This is a genomic window from Paenibacillus sp. FSL R7-0210 (assembly GCF_038009085.1).
GTDB classification, from domain to species: Bacteria; Bacillota; Bacilli; order Paenibacillales; family Paenibacillaceae; genus Paenibacillus_AQ; species Paenibacillus_AQ silagei.
On record NZ_JBBPAR010000001.1, the window covers coordinates 2,222,520 to 2,239,339 of the forward strand.

Below are 16,820 nucleotides of genomic sequence, written 5' to 3' on the forward strand. Positions count from 1 at the left end.
GGAACCCCTCAGAGGCGGTTCTGTGCCTTTGTTTTGCGTTGAATATGAAAAAATGCTGCTTTTTTCGCCGATTTACGTTAAATTAACATAATGAGTCTTACATCCTATGAAGGGGCGTTCTGTCATGCGTACCAATAAACCGCCCGTTCCCGTGCCTCTCCTGATGGTAATCGGAATTGTGGCCATCTCGTTTTCTTCCATCTTTATTAAATGGTCCTCTGCGCCCGTATCGGTCCAAGGGATGTACCGCCTGCTGTTCACCTCCCTGCTGATGCTGCCGTTCGCCCGTCCCTATAGCGGGGCACTCTTTCAGCTGCGGAGGAAGGACTGGCTGCTGCTGGGCGTGTCCGGTGTCATGCTTGCCCTGCATTTTCTGCTGTGGATGGGTTCGCTGAATTATACCTCGGTGGCCAGCTCGACGATGATTATGGCGCTGGAGCCGTTATTCATTATGCTCGGTGCGTACATACTGTATAAAGAGCGTAACTCTATCTTTGCTATCCTGGGGATGGCGATTGCTATCTTCGGCGTTACTTTTATCGGCTGGGGAGACATTGGCTTGTCTGCTGAGAATCTGAAGGGCGACATGCTGTCGGTTGGCGGAACCGTAGCGGTAGCCGCACATATGCTGCTTGGACAAAAGCTGGTGGCGCGTATGCCGTCCTATCTGTACAGCCTGATTGTATTTATCGCTGCGGCCGCCGTATTTGCCGTCTACAATCCCGTGACCGGCACACCGTTCTTCAATTATCCGGCCCGGGAATGGGGCATCTTCGTCCTGCTGGCGGTGGTGCCCACCGTCTTCGGCCATATCCTGTTCAACTGGCTGCTGCAATATACATCGGCGACTACCGTCTCCATGAATATCCTGGGAGAGCCTGTCGGCGCGAGCATTCTAGCGTTCCTGCTGCTGGGTGAGCAGCTCAGCGGCCTGCAGTGGGCGGGCGGCGTGCTCGTCATGGCCGGGCTGGGTGTCTATCTGTATGCCGGGCGAAGGAAAGCTATGAAGCTCCGGCAGTCTCTGCCGAACGCTTCCTAGCTATACGCGGACAGACCCGTGAGGCAAACTTGATTACATTTTATAGAACATAGATAAAGGGGTAACGAAAGCAATGAACGAACCTAATCAGAATGAACCGGATGGCCTCAATAAGGAGGCGGCACCTACAAGCGAGGAGCTGTGGAATGAGGATACCTATGCGGCCTGGACCAGCCGGTTCGGAACCCCTGCGGAGGCTGCGGAGAAGCTGTCGAAGGACCCTGCGGGGAAGCTGTATCCGCTGAATACCTATCTCGGTGAAGTGAAGGGCCGGAGGATCATGAATCTGATGGGCTCCAACGGCATGAAGGCGGTGGCACTGGGGCTGCTGGGGGCTGAGGTGACTGTCGCGGATTTCTCGGAGGCCAATGCCCGTTATGCCGGTGAACTCGCGCAGGCGGCAGGAGTGCAGCTTGACTATATCGTGTCGGATGTCCTGGAGCTGCCGGAAGCGCATCTTAACGGCTCGTATGATACGGTTTTTGCCGAAATGGGGATTGTTCACTATTTTACGGATTTGGCTCCGTTCATGGCTACGGCATACCGCTTGCTGGCACCGGGCGGGACGTTCGTACTGCGGGATTTCCATCCGGTAACGACCAAGCTGATCTCCTCCAAGGGGTCGACGGCCAAGGTGCGTAAGCATAAGGTGAGCGGGGATTATTTCGATACGGCGCTTGAAGAGAAGCAGGTGTCCTATTCCAAATACATGCCTTCCTCAGGAGGAGCACCGGAGGCGGACAAGCCGAATGTCGTCTACTGGCGGCGCTGGACGCTGGGCGAGCTGGTTACTGCTGCCGCAGCCAGCGGACTGATTATAAGAGAGCTGGTGGAGGAGCCCAACCTGTCGTCGGATGTGTACGATAAGGGAATTCCCAAGACCTTCACCCTGGTTGCTGTCAAAAGATAATAAGGTTCACCACCACACGGTATCCCCGTTAGCGCAGTTACACAGGCGCTCCGGGGATACCGTTTATTTGTGCAGAACCCGCTGCCATCCCGGCAAAAGCCTGCTGGAGCGGGGAAAGCGTATAGTCCTTGCGCCAGGCAAGCACAAAGGAGCCGTCAGCCGGAAGAATTCCGGGCAGCTTCGCATAAGCCAGTCGGCCCGCCGTTACTTCACCCTCAATCCCGGAGCGGGAGAACACGCCCACCATTCTGCCTGTGTAGAGCATCCCCTTGACGGCCTCCGGCGAGCCCAGCACCGCATGGTTCCAGACCCTTACATTATTAAGCTGTGCCCACTGGTCAGAGATTCCGCGCAGGAAGGAGGCGGCTTCATGCTGCACCCAGGGCTCGCGGGCTACGGCTTGGGCGGTCAGCTCCTGCTCCCCCGCAAAGGGATGCTCCGGCGCAAAGACCAGCACCGTCTCCTCTTCAGCAATCGCCTGCGTATGGAAGGTATCATCCTGGCCCTCTGCACTATGCAGCACGGCGAGCTGGATCTCCCGGCTGCGCAGACGTTCCCGGATGGCGTCATCCGGCAGCACGGATAGATAGACATCGATCCCGTCATAATACTGTGTGAATTGGGACAGCAGTTTGGGCACAAGATAACTGGCAGGGATATCGCTTGCGGTAAGCTCCAGATTCCCCGAGGCGAGCGAGGTGAACTGTTTGACCGTCCGCTCGGCCTCAGCACTCAGCGAGACAATGCGGACCGCATATTGATACAAGGCGCGTCCGGCATCCGTCAGCAGGACCCGGCCGCTCCGGTACTGGAAGAGGGAAGCGCCAAGCTCACTCTCCAGACTTTTCATATGGAAGGAGACGGTTGGCTGCTTAAGATTCATCTCGGCGGCGACATCCGTTACTTTTTTATATTTTTCGATGAGAACTAGGATTTGCAGCTTTACAAGGTTCATGAAGATTCCTCCGGGATGGGGCAGAAAGACCCCTATTGTTGTATCGATATAGAATTTATCTATTCAATTATACAATTTATATTATAACTTTTATCCTTCGGTTTACAAACTCAGTACTTTTATCTAACGAACGGGCCCTAGAATAAGAAGAGTCAGAAGAGACGCTGATAGACACACAATAATGCTTCCCAAGTGAGTTTTGTACGAAGCAGATGGAACGCAGCAGACACTCACAAAACCTTTAGGAGGAAAACAAACAATGCAATTCAAAAAATCGTGGATCATGGCTTTGACTCTTACCAGCGTACTGGCACTTTCAGCATGCGGCAACGGAAACAACGGGGGAAATAAGGCAACAACCAATAACGGAGGGAATACACCGGCTGCTACAAACACAGAATCCAGCAGCGGTGCGAAGCTGAGCGGTTCGGTCCTGGCATCAGGCTCCACAGCACTTCAGCCGCTCGTAGAGCAGGTAGCTGAGAAATTCATGGATGCGAATGCAGGCGTGGACATTCAGGTTCAAGGCGGCGGCAGCGGAACGGGCTTGACTCAGGTCTCTGAGAAGCAAGTCGATATCGGGAACTCGGATGTATTCGCTGAAGAGAAGCTGAAGGATGCAGCGAAGGCGGCTGAGCTGGTGGATCATCAGGTGGCGGTTGTAGCGATTGCGGCAGTAAGTAACCCGAAGGCAGGCGTAGACAGCTTGACCAAGCAGCAGCTGGTAGATATTTTCACAGGTAAAATCACGAACTGGAAAGAGGTCGGCGGTGCAGACCAGGCCATCCAGATCATCAACCGTCCGGCAAGCTCAGGTACACGTGCTACCTTTGAGAGCTTCGCTCTTGGCACCAAGACAGAGGACCTGAAGGGTTCAATCCAAGAGGATTCCTCCGGTACAGTTAAGAAAATGATCGGCGAAACACCGGGGGCTATCGGTTATCTGGCCCTGTCCTACCTGGATGATTCCGTAAAAACATTAAACTATGACGGCGTTGAGCCTTCAGTAGACAACGTAGTGGCCGGTAAATATCCGGTATGGGCTTACGAGCACATGTACACTAACGGTGAACCTAATGAGACTGTAAAAGCGTTCCTGGATTACTTCCTGACGGATGAAGTACAGACTGGCGACGTGGTCGAGCTTGGCTACATCCCGGCTTCCAAAATGCAGGTATCGCGTGATGTTGCAGGTACTGTAACACCTAAATAACCTTCAACGGTTCACAGTTAGGATTGGATTTCAACTTTAATGTGATTAGAGGCGGATAAACTCTGCCTCTCTTTTCACTTTAGAAAGAGGGAGCATCTTGAGGGGACAACCAACAAACAAGCGGCTGGAAAAACATCATATAGAAAATTTAATCGGACGTATTTATATGTCCTTTTGTGTGCTGCTGCTCATTGTCATCATTATATCCATGGTCTATTTCGTAGCCTCCAAAGGCGTGGCCAACTTCGTTAACGGTGAGGTCAAGGTCTCTGAATTCCTGTTCGGCACGAAGTGGTCGCCTGAAGCAGACACACCTTCCTATGGAGCCTTCCCGTTCATCTCGGGTTCCTTCCTGGTCACGCTGCTGGCTGCGCTTATCGCAAGTCCGCTCAGTATCTGCGCTGCGCTCTTCATGACAGAGATTGTGCCGGGCTGGGGTAAAAAGCTGCTGCAGCCGGTCATCGAGCTGCTGTCAGGCATTCCATCCGTTGTCTACGGCTTCGTAGGCTTAAGCGTCATTGTTCCATTTCTGCGGGATACGCTGCCCGGACAGGGCATCGGGGTGGCTGCAGGCGCGCTAGTGCTGTCGGTCATGATTCTGCCGACGATTACCAGCGTGGCTGCAGACGCGCTTGCTTCATTGCCGCAAAACTTGAAAGAATCATCCTTTGCGCTCGGTGCCACACGCTGGCAGACGATCTCCCGGGTTATTCTCCCGACGACCTTCCCGGCGATTATGACGGGTGTAGTGCTTGGCATGGCCCGCGCCTTCGGCGAGGCTCTTGCTGTGCAGATGGTTATCGGTAACGCGCCGTTCGTGCCTCACTCCCTGTTCGAGTCCGCGTCCACCCTTACCAGTGTCATCACGCTGGGCATGGGGAATACCACGATGGGTTCACCGCAGAACAATGCGCTGTGGAGTATGGCGCTGGTGCTGATGCTGATGACCTTCGTATTCGTCCTGCTGGTGAGAATGCTCGAAAGGAGAAATAAAATTTGAAGCCGAGAACTGCGAATAAAATAGCCACTGTCGTTATCGTAACCTTTGCATTGCTGATCGTTGCCATCCTGGTTAGCTTACTCGGATATATTCTGATCCGCGGTTTCAATCATATTAGCTGGGACTTCCTGACCTCTGCGCCGCAAAAGATCCGCGCAGGCGGAGGCGTCGGGCCGCAGCTGTTCAACTCATTGTTCCTGCTGGTGCTGACCTTAATCATCACCGTGCCGCTGGGGCTGGGTGCCGGAATCTTCATGGCAGAGTATGCCCGTCCCGGCAAGCTGACCAACTTCATCCGTCTGGTCGTGGAGGTATTGTCTTCCTTCCCGTCGATTATCGTGGGTCTGTTCGGTCTCTTGTTGATCGTCAACACCTTCAATCTCGGGTTCTCCCTGATTTCGGGTGCGCTCGCGTTAACCTTCTTCAACCTTCCGCTGATGGTGCGTATTACGGAGCAAGCCTTCCGCACGGTGCCTAAGCAGCAGAAGGAGGCAGGCTTCGCGCTCGGATTATCCAAGTGGAAGATCGTTACCTCGGTATTGCTTCCGGTAGCCTTGCCGACTATTATCACCGGCACGATCCTGTCGGCCGGCCGCGTGTTCGGTGAAGCAGCCGCGCTGATGTTCACGGCAGGGATGAGCAGCCCGCGCCTGGACTTCAGCAACTGGAATCCGCTTAGCCCGTCCTCACCGCTCAATCCATTCCGTCCGGCGGAGACGCTGGCGGTGCATATCTGGAAGGTCAACAGTGAGGGCCTGGCTCCGGATGCACTTCAGATTGCAGCGGGTGCTTCAGCCGTCCTGGTGCTGACCGTATTAATCTTCAATCTGGCTGCCCGTTACTTCGGCAGATTCATCTACCGCAAGCTTACTGCATCCAAGAGAATGAGCTAGGCTTGTTACACACAGGGAGGGCACAGGCTTCCGAAGTGAGTTTTGTGCAGAAGAGTCAGAACGTGTAAGCTATCAGAACTTTTAGGAGGAGTAAGGGATGGGAATAGCAGAGCCAGTGGTACGCGAATCATTTCAAACGGAGGATCTGAGTATTTATTATGGGACGTATGAGGCGGTGAAGGGGATTAGCCTTCCTTTTGCCCAGAATACGGTAACCGCATTGATCGGCCCGTCGGGCTGTGGGAAATCAACCTTTCTCCGTTCACTGAACCGGATGAATGACGATATCTCCGGCTCTACGACCAAGGGCAGCATCTGGATTGACGGTGTGGATATCAATGCTACAGGCACGGATGTAATCAAGCTTCGGCAAAAGATCGGCATGGTCTGGCAGAAGCCCAATCCGTTCTACAAATCGATCTACGACAATATCGCCTTCGGCCCGAAATATCACGGCATCAAGGGCAAGCAGGCGCTGGATGAAATCGTCGAGAGCAGCCTGCGCCGCGCCGCCCTGTGGGACGAGGTCAAGGACCGCTTGAAGGATTCCGCACTGGCATTGTCCGGCGGACAACAGCAGCGTCTGTGTATCGCCCGGGCGCTATCGGTCAACCCGCAGATCCTGCTGCTTGATGAGCCGGCTTCGGCCCTTGACCCGGTCTCGACTGGTAAGGTGGAGGAGCTGATCAAGGAGCTGAAGGAGGAGCTGCGTATCGTGATCGTCACCCACAACATGCAGCAGGCCGCGCGGATCTCGGATTACACCGCCTACTTCTATCTCGGCTCCCTGGTGGAATACGACAAGACCGAGAAGGTCTTCACGAACCCCGAGAACCAGATGACGCAGGAGTACATTATGGGCCGGTTTGGCTGATCGGGAGACAGGTACAGACGGGCATAGACAAAATCGATACCACTGATCGTTCAGACACCATCCATTGCGGGTGGTGTTTTTTTGGGTGCTCAGAAGATAATGGGCCGCGAGGCGGGGCGGACTCAATGTAATCGAAAAACCGATTACATTGCGCGGAGCGAGGGCGTGCGGGCCCAATGTAATCGAAAAACCGATTACATTGCGCGGAGCGAGGGCGTGCGGGCCAAATGTAATCGAAAAACCGATTACATTGCGCGGAGCGAGGGCGGGCGGACCCAATGTAATCGAAAAACCGATCACATTGCGCGGAGCGAGGGTGTGCGGACCCAATGTAATCGAAAAACCGATTACATTGCGCGGAGCGAGGGCGTGCGGGCCAAATGTAATCGAAAAACCGATTACATTGCGCGGAGCGAGGGCGTGCGGACCCAATGTAATCGAAAAACCGAACACATTGGACTGGCGCGAGGAGCAGGGACTGGATGTCGCCACACCCCTGCCTAAGCCCTTCACTTTTGTATGAGTAAATATCTCTTGAAAAACTAATCTTATTAGTTTATATTTTAACTAATAAGATTAGTTTTGGGGAGGGTTTTACGATGAGAGTAACAAGAGAAGGCCATTTGCATCAGCTTACGTGGCTGCCGCGTATTTTTCCAGTGAATTGCTATTTGATCGAGGAAGAACAGGAGCTTATACTTATTGACGCGGGAATGTCCTATAGTCTGCAAGGGATTCTGAATCAGGTTGCCAAGCTTGGTAAGCCGCTGACCCGTATTATTCTCACTCATGGTCATATGGATCATGTCGGGGCGCTTGATGCCTTGAAGAAGGAGGTGCCGGAGGCTAAGGTCTATATCTCGGAGCGGGATGCTGCATTGTTGGCTGGTGACCGCTCGCTTAGAGCCGGTGAGCTGCAGACTCCTATTAAGGGCAGTGTACCCGCCAAAATAGTGACCCGCCCCGACATTCTACTGCATGACGGCGACAGCATCGGCTCGCTGACAGCGTTCAGCACTCCCGGACATACGCCTGGATCGATGTCTTTCCAGGACCGGCGCAGTGGAGCGCTGATCGTTGGTGATGCGTTCCAGACCTTCCGGGCAACGGCGGTGTCCGGCAAGAAGGTCGCCTGGTTTCCTTTTCCGGCTATGGCGACTTGGAGCCCCGAACAGGCCTTAGTCAGTGCCTACAGGCTGATTGATCTTGCCCCTTCTGTACTGGCGGTAGGACATGGTGATCTGCTTATAGCTCCGGTAGAGGCGATGAAGCGGGCGGCTGCGGAGGCCGAAGGGCAAGTAAAGGGAGGAGAGAGGGTACATGGCTAGAGCAGGTCTGGACACGCACACGCTGGTACTGGCTGCCGCAGAGCTGGCGGATGAATACGGGATGGAAGCAGTGACGCTGGCTGCACTTGCCGCGAAGCTGGGTGTCCGTTCTCCGTCACTCTATAATCACATCAACGGGCTTGCGGGGCTGCGTACACTGATGGCGGTATATGGTCTGGAGCAGCTGTATGAGGTCATATCGGAGGCAACGGAGGGGCTAAGCGGAGAGGCTGCAGTACATGCCATGAGTCAGGCATACATCGGATTCACCAGAGCGCACCCGGGGCTGTATCAGACGACGCTAAAAGCACCCGAACAAGGAGACACCGCTCTGGAAGCGGCGGGCGGGAAGATCCTGTCGCTCATCATCCAGGTGATATCCGCATTCGGCTTGGATGAGGAAGGCAATCTGCATGCCGTCCGTGGACTGCGGAGTATACTGCACGGATTCTCCACCTTGGAGCACCAGGGCGGATTTGGAATGCCGCTGGACCTGAATGTCACTCTCACCCGGCTGATTAACACCTATATTGCGGGAATCCGCTGTATGGGATCGGACGCAGACAGCCTGAAATAACAACAAAGAGCAATCTCCAAGTGAGGTTGCTCTTGTTGTCACGGCTTATGTTGCCTAACGGTGTAAATACAGTTTCTGCCTCCCTGTAAAATGTACTCCCCTCGTTCAATATGAACATCATCTCCTAGAACCGTTCTGAATAAATGCAACTCATTCTTGCATAACCCGGTACATACAGCCGCCGCTTCACAGATCGGGCAATGTTTCTCGATGAATAAGAGACTGCCATCCTCCTGCTCCTTAACCTCGGCCATATAACCTTCATTCGTTCGAATCTCAGCCAATTTCTCCAATTTCTCTCTCACATCCGATGCAGCGCCAAGATGCTGAAGATATTGTGCCTGCATATTTTTATTTCGAACATCCAGCAGCTTGTCCAGCCCTTCATTGCCAAATGCCTCTTTCATCGAATTAATGAGACTGATGGATAAATCCGAATATCCGCTTGGGAAAAAACGATTAGCCGCGGGAGTTAATATCCACAGCTTGGTGGGGCGGCCCATGGGACGGGGCTCTTCCACATTCGTAACCAATCCTTCTTCCTTCAGTGCATTCAAATGTTGGCGAATAGCCATTCCAGACAGCGAAAATTGAGAGGAGAGGGTCATAACATCCATGCCCCCACGCTCCTTTAACAGATCAATGATCGCTCTTCGGGTACTGGTGGAGACATCCTTTTTGATTTGATTCCGGCTCATGGTGCACCTCCTGTTTGAAGCAACTGAATCTACATCACTCCCTACATTTTAAACAAAAATGTTGACAAAGTCAAAGCCGGACTGTAGCTTAGACATTATAAACAAAAATGTTTACTAAGTATCCGGATACGATGTATACATACCAAACTTTCTTGGAGGTCACCATTCATGTCGTCTAATCATCAAAGTATTTTCAGTCCACGTTACTTTGCACTATCCATAGGAATTATCCTGTCAGTGATGGCCGTTGGATTCGAAGGTCTGTCCGTAACCACCATTGCTCCCTCGATTGCTGGAGACTTGAACGGTCTTAGCCTGTTCGGGTGGATATTCAGTACGTATCTGCTTGCACAGATTATCGGAACGCTGGTCGTCGGTCGGATCATAGATAAAAGAGGCCCTGCTGCACCATTCACTTTTGCGCTGCTGTTGTTTATCGCAGGACTGGTCGCTGCTGCAACAGCAGGCAATATGTATATCATGATTGGATCACGGGCTCTGCAAGGTTTGGGTGCCGGAGCTATGATGACTTGTGTATATACGGCTATTTCCTTAAGTTACCCGGATGAGTTACGTGCCAAAATACTTGGAGCCTTTGGTACAGCCTATGTTCTTCCGTCCATGCTCGGTCCATATGTAGCAGGCCTTATAGCAGATCAGTGGTCCTGGCGGTTTGTTTTCTGGGGGATCTTACCTGTGCTGGTTGTTTCAGCAGTGCTTAGTTTACCTGCTTTCAGGAAATTGAAAGTGCAGCAGACGGGAGGGGCTAGCGGATCTTCATCTACTTGGATGGCGTTACTCTTAACGATGGGTACAGGCCTTTTCCTGATTGGTCTAAGTATGCTTCCGAGTATGATGGGATTTGTCTTCGGCCTGATTGGCCTCGTCGGTATGATATTACCGCTCCGTCAATTGCTGCCTAAGGGAACGCTTACGCTGCGAAGAGGGATGCCAGCGATTCTGGCAACACGCGGGCTGTTCTTCGCTGCCTATGCCAGCACACAGAATTTCCTGGTATTGGCTTTAATTGATGTGAAGGGAATTACACCTTCTCAGGCGGGTTTAATCGTAGCGAGTGCAGCATTAAGCTGGTGTATCATTTCATATCTGCAAGGACGTTGGGATGCGGCAGATCAGGGCCGTGGACGTCATATGAGAATTATTCTGGGGGTATTTCTGCTTGCCATCGGGATTGCTATCGTCTTTTGGATACCGGTTGTTTCTGTTGCCGTTGCAGTTATGGGTCAGATCATCGCCGGGGTCGGCATTGGATTGGCGCATCCGGTTAGCGGTGTTGTAGCCTTTTCCCAAACAGGGGAAGGCGGCGCGGGCCAAACCTCGGCAAATCTGCAATTTGCGGATTCTTTTACACCCGGTGTAGTTATTGGGATTGGGGGTTCCATCCTTGTCGTGTGTCAGGCTGCTGGAATGTCACTGCAATCCGGCTTAATTGTAGCCATGGGCTTCCATCTCTTGTTGATCGTCATAAGTATCATTGCCAGCACCCGGATCTCACCGCAATCCATCAAGAATGCTGATCCTAAGAAAGAGGGTGTACCGGTCATTGTCCAATGAGGATAGGGAGAAGCTTCTTATAGCCTATGACATCATCGGGTCTAAATGGACGATCCATATCTTATTCACTCTTTCTTGCGGTCCGAAGAAATTTAGCGAAATAACCCGGAGTATCCCTTCCATTACGCAAAGAATCCTTTCCCAGCGTTTAAAGGAGCTTCAACATCATAATCTGGTCAAGAGAACCAGTCCGCAGCGCCCTACAAAAACCATGTATGAACTTACACCAAAAGGAGTAGCTCTCGCTACGTTCATACCTTGTTTAATGGACTGGGGTTGCCAAAACTAAACTAAGCTTGTATAGGAGGAATGAAGATGAATATTGAGGTCAGTGAGATCGCAGCAGAGAAAATTGCGGAAATCTTGTTAAACGCTGAGACAAGGCACTCTTTTCTTAGAGTAGGTGTTGAAGAAGGGGGATGCAGCGGATTATCTTATACCCTTGTCTTGGACGAGCAGCAGACAGAGGAGGATATGGTATTCAATAAAGATAAATTCCGTATATTAGTTCACACGAAGAGTATTCCATATATTGACGGTCTTGAAATTGACTATGAACAAAGCGGAATGATAGGCGGCTTCACCATGAATAACCCTAATGCCAAAGCCTCATGTGGATGCGGGGCCAGTTTTCGAATGGCTAACTATCGGGGGGAAGTTAAAAAATGTGATTAACCTGCAGGAAAGGAAGGAGAGAAGAAATGATATCATTTGAGGTATCTGAACAAGCGATTGATTCTTTTAAGGATGAATGGGGTTTGGCAGAGGCCCAACATGTAAGGATTTATGCAAAATATGCGGGTGGAGGCTCAGATGCTTTTACAATTGGCATCAATGCAAGTGCTACACCGATTGATCCGGCAGTGGTTCAATCTATCGGAGGCTTTCATTTCTTTGTCGAGAAATCAGATGCCTGGATTTTACAGGATGAGCATTTTCAGATTGGCTGTAATGAAAATGGTATATTTTTAAACAAAATCTCCTAATGAGCATATGCAGGAAGTGAATTTGCTCATTTATAGTGATAAGCTTAATTTGGTGTACAAGCCAGATTGATTTAGGAGGCTGAATGACGTGGGCGAAGCAGGTAAGCAAGAGAATGTAACCACCTTTGAAGAGATGGCTGAGGTAGTCGCCCGACTGGGGATTGTGCCGCTGGCACCCCTGATCCCGGAGCATCCGTCTGTGAACGGGCTGACGCTGGCGGAGAATTGGCATACGGATACAGAGCTGGACCCCTGGCGCTGGCGGGTCAGATTTCCCGGAGAAGGCTTAGCCGGCTACGGAAAATTCATCAAGAAAAAAGCCGTGCTCGTATCCCGCGAGTGGCTTCCGGCTTACTTGGCAGCGTCCGGGCCTCGGAAGTCTCTGGAAGAGCGGTATCAGAGCGGCCTGGCCACGAGAGAAGCACTGACTCTGCTGGAGATTATCCGGGCGAATGAGGGAATAGAGACACGCCAGCTGCGCTCTATGGCGGATATGAAGGCCAAGGAGAAGAAAACGGCTTTTGACAATGCAGTAACGGAGCTGCAAGGGTCTCTGGATATCGTAATCTCCGGCGTGAAGCAACGGGTGAATGCGGACGGAGAGCCGAATGGCTGGAACAGCACCTCTTTTGAAACCTCGGGGCACTGGATGCATGAAGCGGGCATTCTGCCCTTTGAGGGATCGAGAGAAGAGGCGATAGCCTGGTTGCGTTCACGTATGGAAGCGGCGTGGGCACCGGAGGCGGTTGCCTGGATCAACAAGGCGCTGGGCTGGAAGTAGACAAAGAACGGTAGTCCTTCATATGAAGAGGGCTGCCGTTTTTGGCGTTTTGACATGGGATACAAATAAAAACGGCTAATCTCATTCCCGCAGGAGACTGGCCGTAAGCGCTTACGAATATGTGATTGTACTGCGTATCTTGTGTATATTGAAGCAGCCTTACAGCATGGGGCCAAGGTAGGCAACCAGGAAGTACAGGAATCCGAACAGCAGCATGATGTAGGCGGTGTACTTGATGGCGTCGGAGGCAACGATACTTAAGTCTTTGGGAGCCTGGACTTCCAGACGTTCTGTTTCCATAGAATCCGTGTTGTCATGAGTGAAAGTTTCTTTCATCTGAATTCCCTCCTTAGATTATTCATGGACTAAAACATTCCTCTTTTGGAACTGTAAACACTATCTATAATTGTATTGTGACATATTTGTGAACTAATTTCAACAATATTGTGAAAATTATTTGACTGAATGTTCACATTTGGGCTGTTTGGGATGCTTTTACCTACTTAACTTCATCTTCGGTTGCACTTTATACATTAGATAAGCGCTAATTTCGCCGAAAAAATGAATCTCTTGCACTTTATACACTAGAATTTTGAGAAAACGGGGGTTTTGAGCTGAAATCCAGAAATCTGTTGTACGAAATACAGCAGAAGGTGTTTTAACCGTAGTTTCCGTGAATTCTATTGCAGAAAGTGCAATCAGCCACTTAGTCACTCATTAAATCTCATAGCAATCTCATCGCATAGCTTTCTTAGGGGAAAAGTCCCCTGGTAAACACAAAGACCCCGCCATATTCCTCAAGAGGAGATAGCGGGGTCTCATTCATAGTACAAAGATTAAGCTTAGGCCCAATCTCCATTACGGAAGATCGGGTCGGTGGAGCCGTCATCGGCAATTCCGTCGATATTCATCTCCGGGGAGCCCATCATGAAGTCTACATGAGTGAGACTTTGGTTCATGCCCTTGTCTACAAGCTGTTCCTTGCTCATATTAATGCCGTCCTGCAGGGTGAAGGCGTAGGAAGCGCCAAGTGCCAGATGGCAGGAAGCATTCTCGTCATACAGGGTAGTGTAGTAGAGAATGCCGCTCTCCGAGATCGGGGAGTGGAAAGGCACAAGCGCCACTTCGCCGAAGTAGGCGGCACCTTCATCCATGGCCAGCAGGGAAGCGAGGGCTTCCTGGCCCACTTCAGCGGTAAAGTCTGTAACTTTACCATTCTCCAGGGTCAGACTGAAGCGATCGATGATGTTGCCCCCATAGCTGAGCGGCTTCGTGCTGCGGACCGTGCCGTTCGCACCCGTCTTCAGCGGAGCGGTGAATACTTCCTCGGTCGGAATGTTCGCCAGGAAGGACATGCCGCGGCTGTTCACCGCACCCGCCTGACACCAGATATGTCCTTCAGGCAATTCGATCGTCAGATCGGTGCCCGGAGCCGTGTAGTGCAGCTTGCGGTATTTCTTCGCGTTCAGCAGCTCACAGCGCTGCTTCAAGCCGGCCAGATGGACACTCCAGGCCTGCACCGGATTCTCCTGGTCTGCGCGCACGGCCTTGAAGATGGCGTCCCAGAGCAATTCAATCTGCTGCTCAGGTGCAGCGTCCGGGAACACCTTCGCGGCCCAAGAAGCAGATGGGAAGGCGAGGCCGGTCCAGCTGACCTGGTTAGCCATCAGCATCTCGCGGTAAGGAGCCATAGCTTGACCGGCGGTCTTCTGATGGTCCGCAATGCGGCTTGCATCTACTCCGTTCAGCAAGTCCGGATTCGCGGAGATGATTGTCAGGAATGCCGCTCCGCCCCGTGCCAGATCCTCCAGCTCATCAGCCTGCCACTTCGGCGGCTCCAGGAAGCTCTCGGACGGTGCGAGATCATATCGGGTACGGGTGACGAATTCATCGGAATAGTTAACCTTGACGAGCTTCGCACCTGCTTCATAGGCCTGGCGTACAATCAGGCGGACCAGCTCAGCCGATACGATATCCGCATTCACGACAAGGGTCTGGCCGGGTTGAATATTAACGCCGATCTTTACAGCGAGCAGTGCGTAATTCTCCAGCTTTTGGTTGAAATCCAGCAATAGCTTCAGCTCCATTCATTATCTAATGAAATGCAATAGCTTATAAAGGGGGTTAGAAGGCCCAGTTGCCCTTCTGGAAGACCGGCTCACGCGTACCGTCAGCGGTAATTCCGTAGATATCCATCTCGGCCGAGCCGATCATGAAGTCAACGTGAGTCACACTGTTATTGAGGCCGCGGTCGGTCAGTTCATCCTGGTTCATTTCTTTGCCGCCTTCCAGACAGAAGGCATAGGCAGTGCCAATAGCCAGATGGTTGGAGGCATTCTCGTCGAACAAGGTATTGAAGTAGAGAATCCCTGATTCCGAGATCGGCGACTGATGCGGCACAAGTGCAACTTCCCCGAGATACTTGGCGCCTTCATCCAGGCTGATCAGATATTCGAGGGCTTCCTGGCCCTGCTCAGCGCTCACACTGGTAATCCGGCCCTGTTCAAAAGTGATCGAGAAGCCGTCAATTACATTCCCGCCGTAGCTGAGCGGCTTCGTGCTGCGGACCGTACCGTTCACGCCTGTTTTCAGCGGAGCTGTGAACACTTCTTCCGTTGGCATGTTGGCGACAAAAGAATGACCTTTGGCATTGATGCTGTCCCCCTGCGCCCATAGATGGCCTTCAGGAAGCTCAATGCTAAGGTCAGTTCCGGGTGCTATGTAGTGCAGACTCGCGTACTTCTTCGCGTTAAGAACATTTGCCTTCGACTCCAGCGTGTCCAGATGCTCCTGCCAGGCGGCAACAGGGTCCTCACGGTCCAGACGGACGGTATGGAAGATGGCCTCCCACAGCTTGTCAACGCGCTGGTCAGCAGGAACCTCAGGGAACACCTTGTCTGCCCAAGGCTGGGACGGGATCGCTACAATGCTCCAGCTGACTTTGTCGGACATCTGCAATTCACGGTATTTCGTAAGCGCTGCGCCCCGTGTCTTCTGGAAGCTCGCAATCCGCTCAGGATCAATGCCTTTGAGGGCATCCGGGTTCTCGGCAATGACCGACAGGAAGGCGGCACCGTTCTCTGCAAGCTCAGTCATTTCACCGGCAAACCAGGTTGGGGCCTTGGTGAATACTTCGGGTGCGGCATGCTCGAACTGCTGGCGGGTAATGAACTCGTCACTCCAGTTCACCTTCACCTGGCTGGCGCCAATGGCATAAGCCTTGGCCGTAATCAGGCGGACGAACTCAGCCGCAGTGATCGGAGCGTTCACAACCAGGATTTGTCCCGGCTGAACATTCACACCGATTTGTACTGCTAAATCAGCGTATTTACTTAGCTTGTCCTGAAGCTCTGTTTCAGTCATTGACATTTCCTCCATTACCATAATTTTTAGCTCTGTATAAGCATTGTACTAAATTATTAACCGCCGGATGAAAAAAGTCAATTACAGCGCAAAAGGAAAGAGAAATGCTGACATATCAATGTTATACTGAATATTGTGGGCATGATCAGATGAAAGGAAGGAAAGAGGATGAACCTGGAAATCACCAAAGCAGAAATGAAACGCGTAGAGGATAGAAGTTTTGTGGGGAGAACGGTATTTACATTTGAGAATCACCGTTCCCCTTATGAGATTACTTTCTACAGTTCCCGTGGAACCGAATGGGATTACAGCCTAAGCTTCGCCGGGGAGCCGGGGAGTGAGGAGCAGTTCCTGGAAGTCGATGCGCTGCTGGAGAATGACGATGATCTGTACAATCAGCTGCTGGATGCAGCGCTGGATGCCCAGGAGATCCCGGAAGAGGAAGCTTAAGCTTCTTTTCGGATATAACAATGCGACCCCGTCCCGTCTGATTGCCTTGGACGAGCAGGGTCGCATTTTTAATTGTAGAGGAGATTATGATTTTCTTCTGTTACGTATAAGTGGCGTGCAGGCGCATGGCTCGAATGTATGCGGACAACAGCATACATTTGCTGACGCGCAGGTAATC

19 protein-coding genes are annotated in these 16,820 nt (G+C 52.0%); 14 read left to right on the forward strand and 5 right to left on the reverse strand.

Features of this window, described 5'->3' with window-relative positions; genetic code table 11:
• Positions 1-124: 124 nt before the first annotated feature.
• Both MKY64_RS09690 and MKY64_RS09695 read left to right on the forward strand, forming a co-directional pair.
• Entirely contained in the window at positions 125-1,039 is a 915-nt protein-coding gene (locus MKY64_RS09690) for a DMT family transporter (protein WP_340952498.1), read from the forward strand.
• A 73-nt stretch (positions 1,040-1,112) separates the two neighbouring features.
• Entirely contained in the window at positions 1,113-1,949 is an 837-nt protein-coding gene (locus MKY64_RS09695; protein ID WP_340952500.1) for a class I SAM-dependent methyltransferase, read from the forward strand.
• 37 nt (positions 1,950-1,986) lie between these two features.
• On the opposite strand, the gene MKY64_RS09700 is transcribed toward MKY64_RS09695, so the two are convergent.
• A complete protein-coding gene (locus MKY64_RS09700; protein WP_340952502.1) occupies positions 1,987-2,904 on the reverse strand; it encodes a LysR family transcriptional regulator in 918 nt (305 codons plus the stop codon).
• 259 nt (positions 2,905-3,163) lie between these two features.
• On the opposite strand from MKY64_RS09700, the gene MKY64_RS09705 reads away from it, so the two are divergent.
• From MKY64_RS09705 to MKY64_RS09730, 6 genes are all read left to right on the forward strand, one after another.
• A complete protein-coding gene (locus MKY64_RS09705) occupies positions 3,164-4,117 on the forward strand; it encodes a phosphate ABC transporter substrate-binding protein PstS family protein (protein WP_339314550.1) in 954 nt (317 codons plus the stop codon).
• Between the two features lie 166 nt (positions 4,118-4,283).
• Positions 4,284-5,117 carry a phosphate ABC transporter permease subunit PstC gene (pstC, locus tag MKY64_RS09710; protein ID WP_445321785.1) on the forward strand — a complete coding sequence of 278 codons (834 nt, stop codon included), beginning with the start codon at positions 4,284-4,286 and terminating at the stop codon, positions 5,115-5,117.
• Entirely contained in the window at positions 5,114-6,010 is an 897-nt protein-coding gene (gene pstA / locus MKY64_RS09715) for a phosphate ABC transporter permease PstA (protein WP_036726586.1), read from the forward strand. Before pstC ends, pstA begins: the two co-directional genes overlap by 4 nt.
• A gap of 97 nt (positions 6,011-6,107) precedes the next feature.
• A complete protein-coding gene (gene pstB / locus MKY64_RS09720) occupies positions 6,108-6,884 on the forward strand; it encodes a phosphate ABC transporter ATP-binding protein PstB (RefSeq protein ID WP_036695365.1) in 777 nt (258 codons plus the stop codon).
• 599 nt (positions 6,885-7,483) lie between these two features.
• Positions 7,484-8,212, forward strand: coding sequence for an MBL fold metallo-hydrolase (locus MKY64_RS09725; protein WP_340952504.1), 729 nt, complete (start codon positions 7,484-7,486; stop codon positions 8,210-8,212).
• Positions 8,205-8,789, forward strand: coding sequence for a TetR/AcrR family transcriptional regulator (locus MKY64_RS09730; protein ID WP_209873878.1), 585 nt, complete (start codon positions 8,205-8,207; stop codon positions 8,787-8,789). The genes MKY64_RS09725 and MKY64_RS09730 overlap by 8 nt, the downstream gene beginning before the upstream one ends.
• A gap of 38 nt (positions 8,790-8,827) precedes the next feature.
• Here the strand turns inward: MKY64_RS09730 and MKY64_RS09735 are convergent, their stop codons facing one another.
• Positions 8,828-9,487, reverse strand: a complete 660-nt coding sequence (locus MKY64_RS09735; protein ID WP_340952508.1) for a helix-turn-helix transcriptional regulator — start codon at positions 9,485-9,487, stop codon at positions 8,828-8,830.
• A gap of 168 nt (positions 9,488-9,655) precedes the next feature.
• Between MKY64_RS09735 and MKY64_RS09740 the strand changes: the two genes are divergently transcribed.
• The 5 genes from MKY64_RS09740 to MKY64_RS09755 all read left to right on the forward strand — a co-directional run bounded on the left by MKY64_RS09740 (position 9,656) and on the right by MKY64_RS09755 (position 12,829).
• A complete protein-coding gene (locus MKY64_RS09740) occupies positions 9,656-11,062 on the forward strand; it encodes an MFS transporter (RefSeq protein ID WP_340952510.1) in 1,407 nt (468 codons plus the stop codon).
• The gene (locus MKY64_RS33395) at positions 11,019-11,351 is read left to right on the forward strand and encodes a winged helix-turn-helix transcriptional regulator (protein ID WP_445323327.1); all 333 of its coding nucleotides are present in this window, start codon (positions 11,019-11,021) and stop codon (positions 11,349-11,351) included. Before MKY64_RS09740 ends, MKY64_RS33395 begins: the two co-directional genes overlap by 44 nt.
• A 26-nt stretch (positions 11,352-11,377) precedes the next feature.
• Positions 11,378-11,737: a HesB/IscA family protein gene (locus MKY64_RS09745; protein WP_340952512.1), complete on the forward strand. Its 360-nt coding sequence runs from the start codon at positions 11,378-11,380 to the stop codon at positions 11,735-11,737.
• 26 nt (positions 11,738-11,763) lie between these two features.
• Positions 11,764-12,048, forward strand: a complete 285-nt coding sequence (locus tag MKY64_RS09750; RefSeq protein WP_143803904.1) for a hypothetical protein — start codon at positions 11,764-11,766, stop codon at positions 12,046-12,048.
• Positions 12,049-12,136: 88 nt separating this feature from the next.
• The gene (locus MKY64_RS09755; protein ID WP_235191919.1) at positions 12,137-12,829 is read left to right on the forward strand and encodes an AlkZ-related protein; all 693 of its coding nucleotides are present in this window, start codon (positions 12,137-12,139) and stop codon (positions 12,827-12,829) included.
• A gap of 159 nt (positions 12,830-12,988) precedes the next feature.
• Here MKY64_RS09755 and MKY64_RS09760 read toward each other — a convergent pair whose 3' ends face one another.
• The 3 genes from MKY64_RS09760 to MKY64_RS09770 form a co-directional block, all read right to left on the reverse strand.
• Positions 12,989-13,165: a hypothetical protein gene (locus MKY64_RS09760; RefSeq protein WP_155991496.1), complete on the reverse strand. Its 177-nt coding sequence runs from the start codon at positions 13,163-13,165 to the stop codon at positions 12,989-12,991.
• A 506-nt stretch (positions 13,166-13,671) separates the two neighbouring features.
• On the reverse strand, positions 13,672-14,901 hold the full coding sequence (locus MKY64_RS09765) for an aminopeptidase (protein WP_036726600.1): 1,230 nt from the start codon (positions 14,899-14,901) through the stop codon (positions 13,672-13,674).
• Between the two features lie 52 nt (positions 14,902-14,953).
• On the reverse strand, positions 14,954-16,198 hold the full coding sequence (locus MKY64_RS09770) for an aminopeptidase (RefSeq protein WP_200869557.1): 1,245 nt from the start codon (positions 16,196-16,198) through the stop codon (positions 14,954-14,956).
• 162 nt (positions 16,199-16,360) lie between these two features.
• On the opposite strand from MKY64_RS09770, the gene MKY64_RS09775 reads away from it, so the two are divergent.
• Positions 16,361-16,642, forward strand: coding sequence for a hypothetical protein (locus MKY64_RS09775; protein WP_340952519.1), 282 nt, complete (start codon positions 16,361-16,363; stop codon positions 16,640-16,642).
• The last annotated feature ends 178 nt before the right edge of the window (positions 16,643-16,820 follow it).

Bases quoted from the DNA above. Each gene is read 5' to 3' on its own strand.
- MKY64_RS33395 (WP_445323327.1), top strand. From the start codon at position 11,019: ATGCTGATCCTAAGAAAGAGGGTGTACCGGTCATTGTCCAATGAGGAT.
- MKY64_RS09705 (WP_339314550.1), top strand. From the start codon at position 3,164: ATGCAATTCAAAAAATCGTGGATCATGGCTTTGACTCTTACCAGCGTA.
- MKY64_RS09725 (WP_340952504.1), top strand. From the start codon at position 7,484: ATGAGAGTAACAAGAGAAGGCCATTTGCATCAGCTTACGTGGCTGCCG.
- MKY64_RS09750 (WP_143803904.1), top strand. From the start codon at position 11,764: ATGATATCATTTGAGGTATCTGAACAAGCGATTGATTCTTTTAAGGAT.
- MKY64_RS09690 (WP_340952498.1), top strand. From the start codon at position 125: ATGCGTACCAATAAACCGCCCGTTCCCGTGCCTCTCCTGATGGTAATC.
- pstB (WP_036695365.1), top strand. From the start codon at position 6,108: ATGGGAATAGCAGAGCCAGTGGTACGCGAATCATTTCAAACGGAGGAT.
- MKY64_RS09745 (WP_340952512.1), top strand. From the start codon at position 11,378: ATGAATATTGAGGTCAGTGAGATCGCAGCAGAGAAAATTGCGGAAATC.
- MKY64_RS09770 (WP_200869557.1), bottom strand. From the start codon at position 16,198: ATGTCAATGACTGAAACAGAGCTTCAGGACAAGCTAAGTAAATACGCT.
- MKY64_RS09700 (WP_340952502.1), bottom strand. From the start codon at position 2,904: ATGAACCTTGTAAAGCTGCAAATCCTAGTTCTCATCGAAAAATATAAA.
- MKY64_RS09740 (WP_340952510.1), top strand. From the start codon at position 9,656: ATGTCGTCTAATCATCAAAGTATTTTCAGTCCACGTTACTTTGCACTA.
- MKY64_RS09760 (WP_155991496.1), bottom strand. From the start codon at position 13,165: ATGAAAGAAACTTTCACTCATGACAACACGGATTCTATGGAAACAGAA.
- pstC (WP_445321785.1), top strand. From the start codon at position 4,284: ATGTCCTTTTGTGTGCTGCTGCTCATTGTCATCATTATATCCATGGTC.
- MKY64_RS09695 (WP_340952500.1), top strand. From the start codon at position 1,113: ATGAACGAACCTAATCAGAATGAACCGGATGGCCTCAATAAGGAGGCG.
- MKY64_RS09775 (WP_340952519.1), top strand. From the start codon at position 16,361: ATGAACCTGGAAATCACCAAAGCAGAAATGAAACGCGTAGAGGATAGA.
- MKY64_RS09735 (WP_340952508.1), bottom strand. From the start codon at position 9,487: ATGAGCCGGAATCAAATCAAAAAGGATGTCTCCACCAGTACCCGAAGA.
- MKY64_RS09730 (WP_209873878.1), top strand. From the start codon at position 8,205: ATGGCTAGAGCAGGTCTGGACACGCACACGCTGGTACTGGCTGCCGCA.